At 59.8% G+C, this 3,985-nt stretch carries 4 protein-coding genes; 3 read left to right on the top strand and 1 reads right to left on the bottom strand.

Going from position 1 to position 3,985, the window contains the following annotated elements:
* Nucleotides 1-309 precede the first annotated feature (309 nt).
* From D477_RS01275 to D477_RS01265, 3 genes are all read left to right on the top strand, one after another.
* Nucleotides 310-1,278 carry an FRG domain-containing protein gene (locus D477_RS01275; protein WP_005266496.1) on the top strand — a complete coding sequence of 323 codons (969 nt, stop codon included), beginning with the start codon at nt 310-312 and terminating at the stop codon, nt 1,276-1,278.
* 42 nt (nt 1,279-1,320) lie between these two features.
* Nucleotides 1,321-1,899 carry a hypothetical protein gene (locus D477_RS01270; RefSeq protein ID WP_005266494.1) on the top strand — a complete coding sequence of 193 codons (579 nt, stop codon included), beginning with the start codon at nt 1,321-1,323 and terminating at the stop codon, nt 1,897-1,899.
* A gap of 70 nt (nt 1,900-1,969) precedes the next feature.
* Nucleotides 1,970-2,353 carry a hypothetical protein gene (locus D477_RS01265; protein ID WP_150109937.1) on the top strand — a complete coding sequence of 128 codons (384 nt, stop codon included), beginning with the start codon at nt 1,970-1,972 and terminating at the stop codon, nt 2,351-2,353.
* 225 nt (nt 2,354-2,578) lie between these two features.
* Here D477_RS01265 and pyk read toward each other — a convergent pair.
* A partial coding sequence (pyk, locus tag D477_RS01260; RefSeq protein WP_005266492.1) for a pyruvate kinase occupies nt 2,579-3,985 on the bottom strand: 1,407 nt, incomplete at its 5' end.

Below are 3,985 nucleotides of genomic sequence, written 5' to 3'. Positions count from 1 at the left end.
GCCGCAGCAATACTGCGCCTGAGCACAACGTAACCCACGAGGATGACAAGCGATAATGTCGGTGTCCGAAGCTATGTTGTTGCTTATGAGTATGGATGCTGCAGCCGCATGGCTTATCGGTTGGATATCTTCCCCGTTAGGGACGGCCATCGTGGCCCCACTTGTTGTGGTCTTTATCCTTGGCTTGCCGAAGATTTTCAGGAATCTAATGAGTGCGGTTCTGCACGCTCCCGACCGTTTGCTTATGGGCATAGTGCACATCGTTGACCGGAAAATGTCCGCTAAGACTGATGGCTTGCTGTAGGGGACATGATGCAAAGAAGCGGACCTTGGAGCGGCTACTGGGCTTTAGAACCGGCAGACGTCTTCGAGCTGTGGAACCTCATTGGCCAAATCGGGTTCCGCCCCGGTTACATCGGTAAAGTCCTATGGCGCGGCCTCCCAAGCGACTCATTCGAAGTCAAGTCGTCGATAATCCGCCAACTCGAATCGGAACAGATCGTAGTTTCCGAAGACGAAGTTGCGCACCGCGAACGGCAATACCTTGAGAACGCAAGGCGATGGGGCATCGGGATAACGGAGTATGGGCGGGTCCCGGATTTGCACCTCCTGTCGATGCTCCAGCACCATGGCGTGCCAACGAGACTCATCGATGTCTCCTATAACCCGATGACCGCCCTCTGGTTTGCTTGCTCGGACCCAAGGTATCTAGACGAGCCCGGCGTGCTCGTCTCGATGACCGTTTCTGATTCGAAGATCTTCTGGACGACCGACCTGCCTCACGGCCAGGCGAGTTCAATAGGCATCGTTGAGCAAGCGCAGCTCAGGGCCGCCCTGCAGTATTCGGAAGACCACAAGCAGGCCGTCCTGGTTGAACCCCGTGTGCGGGACGCGCGCATGACTGTACAGGAAGGGCTTTTCCTAACGTCATCGGTTCCCTCAGCGCCCTCAGACGGGCCTGTGCAGGGGTTTCCTGCGGGACCAGACATGCCTGTCTACGTCGACGCGCTGAAGTTAGACCCACAGGATGTCGATTACCCCAACACAGGACCCACGGGAGTGCAGGTGATGGGTATCGTGCTCACGCCCGAGGTCAAATCTCAAATGAGCCTATACCTGAGTCGAAACTTCAACAGATCCACCCGAACGATGTATCCCGACATGAGCGGATACGCTGCTGCCGTTCAATCAGGGCAGCTCACGTTCGGGCCGGCAGAACCAGAACCTATCCCGGAAGGCACCTGTTTCCCTGCCCAATGGCTCGCGAATTTCTCTTAGAGCGAGTGACGCGATCGAGTATGAACATGAAGGCTTCAAGCCATGAACATTGAACTTGCGCCATGGCCGATTGTTATTGTTCCCGCAGCCGTAATCGCCCTGGCCGTACGGGTGGATGCCAAGCTTCTAGGCCCCTACTTTGCGTTGAGCGAGCTGATTCCCGGGTTCGGCAACGATTTGATGGTCAGCGACAAGATGACCAGAGCGGCAATGATACGCCGCCTCGCTTACCCGTTCCTGATCGGAGCAGGTATCTCTGTCTTCGGCGTTTCTGGCCTATCACTGGCCGCCGTAGGTTTCCTGGGTGCAGCTCTCTTACTCTGGCCAATCATCTTCCACGGGTTACCCTACGGCATCTCCAAAAGATCCAAGATGGTTTGGGGTCTCTACCTCTCCTTACTCATCAGCTATGGTGGCCTGTCCCTTCTCGGCGGATACGTTATTGAGCTAATGCGCGAAGCCGGCGAAGGGAATATCGGCAAGTACGTCAGTGAGAATTTTCGTGACTGGATCATAACGGCAGTAGTGGTGACGATCTTTACGGCTTGGGGCAGAGGTGCCCGAAATGCGCTGAACCGGCAGTCCCGGAAGGGCCCAAGGGAGTGGGATGAAGCGGGCTGATCAGGAGTACGCCGTTCAGCTCTATACATGGCGTCTGCGAGACTATGCCGAATCAGCGCAGTTTCGCCGTATGGCACAGAGGATCCACCGATACACGGAATCTGCCGATTATATTGAGTGGGCTAACCTGCTCTGCTCGATAGCACTCGTCGAAACAAATGAACGAAGGCTCCTTATACGTGGAGTCGAATGGACGTTCCACGTCCTGGCATTCGGCCGATCGGGGCTAACGTTAGGCCCCTTCCAGTTGAGAAACTCGCCCTGGAAACTCTCGTCAGCAATCGAGAGGCTGATTCTCCTTGCCCGTCGACGGCAGATCGGTCCAGAGCTGGCGGACCTTAACCTTAGTAACTTCGCCAAGCTCTGGTATGGCCACGACTTCGTCGAGACTGGCTCCGCGCTTAGCTACCCCGCGGCCCTCAAGATCGCAGCAAGCGTAGTTGCGACGCCTTAAACTCCCGTGGTCGCAATACGCCGATAACGGCGCATATGTCATCGGTGGCCGAATGAAGGCCAGCGAAGAGGCTCTGCCGGGGGGCGCAGCACCTCTTCGCTAACTTTTTTCGGCTGTTGCCTATTACGGTTTCAGGAGCGGTCCGCTCGACGGCAGGATCAGGTAGTTGGGCCTTATTCCGAGGGCAGTGTGACTAGCCTTGATGTTGGGTTTTGTGGGAAATTCTCAGTCGGTCAGGTCGCCGACGCGATGCACCTTCAATGAGTTGGTGGACCCGGGAGTTCCTGGCGGTGAGCCGGCAACGAGGACCGTCAGGTCTCCCGGTGCGGCGAGGCTCTCGTCTCGCAGCAGCCTGTCGACCTGGGAGGTCATTTCGTCGGTGTGTTGGACGGGTGGGCTCAGGCGCGGCCGGATTCCCCAGGTCAGGGCCAAGGTGTTCAGGGTGGCCGCTGAGGGAGTGAACGCTAACACCGGACGGGCGGGCCGCAGCCGTGCAAGCCGCCGGGCAGAGTCGCCGCTTTGGGTGAAGGTGCAGATGAAGCGGGCATTGAGTTGGTTGGCGATGTCGACGGCTGCCCGGGTGACGGCGCCGCCGCGGGTGCGGGGGCTGGTGCCGAGGGCCGGCACGCGTTCGAGTCCGTGTTCTTCGGTCGATTCGATGATTCTGGCCATCGTTTCCACGGTTTCCAACGGGTAGTGGCCCACGCTCGTTTCTCCGGAGAGCATGACCGCGTCCGCGCCGTCGAGCACGGCGTTGGCGCAGTCGGAGGCCTCCGCCCTGGTGGGACGGGGGTTCTCGATCATGGATTCGAGTACCTGGGTGGCCACGATGACCGGCTTGGCCCACCGGCGCGCGAGTTCGATAGCGCGTTTTTGCACCAGCGGCACCTCTTCCAGCGGTAGCTCGACGCCCAGGTCCCCACGGGCGACCATGATCGCGTCGAACGCGTCGATGATCTCGGCCAGTGCGGCCACGGCCTGGGGCTTTTCGATTTTCGCGATGACGGGAGTGCGCCGGCCTTCCTCGTCCATGATCTCGTGAACCCGCCGGATGTCGGCGGCGTTGCGGACGAAGGACAGGGCGACCATGTCAATCCCGGTGCGCAGCGCCCAGCGCAGGTCGGCTTCGTCTTTGCTGCTAAGGGCCGGCACGTTGACGGCGACGCCGGGAAGGTTGATTCCTTTGTTGTTGGAGACGGCGCCTGCGACGGTCACCTCGGTGACCACCCTGGTCCTGTCCACGCTCAGGGCGCGCAACGCGACCTTGCCGTCATCAATGAGCAGTGTGTCCCCCGGCCGGACGTCCCCGGGAAGGCCTTTGTAGGTGGTGGAGCAGATCTCGGCGGTGCCCTCGATCTCCTCGGTCGTGATCGTGAACCGGTCTCCGACGGTGAGTTCGTGGGGTCCGGAGGAGAACCGGCCCAACCGGATTTTCGGGCCCTGCAGGTCCGCGAAGATGCCGATCGGGCGGTTCAGCTCGGCGGCCGCCTTGCGGATATGGCGGTAGGTCTGTTCGTGGACGCTGTGGTCCCCGTGGCTCATGTTGAGCCGGGCGACGTCTGCGCCGGCTTCCAGGACGGCAAGGGTTTTGGCGTACGTGCCCAGCGCAGGGCCAAAGGTGACAACGATTTT

This window comes from Arthrobacter crystallopoietes BAB-32 (genome assembly GCF_000328305.2).
GTDB classification, from domain to species: domain Bacteria; phylum Actinomycetota; class Actinomycetes; order Actinomycetales; family Micrococcaceae; genus Crystallibacter; species Crystallibacter crystallopoietes_A.
This window is presented reverse-complemented; position numbering and strand designations above follow the sequence as displayed.

Excerpts from the sequence above, each read along its gene's own strand:
- D477_RS01275 (WP_005266496.1), top strand. The coding sequence starts at position 310 with ATGATGCAAAGAAGCGGACCTTGGAGCGGCTACTGGGCTTTAGAACCG.
- D477_RS01270 (WP_005266494.1), top strand. The coding sequence starts at position 1,321 with ATGAACATTGAACTTGCGCCATGGCCGATTGTTATTGTTCCCGCAGCC.
- D477_RS01265 (WP_150109937.1), top strand. The coding sequence starts at position 1,970 with ATGGCACAGAGGATCCACCGATACACGGAATCTGCCGATTATATTGAG.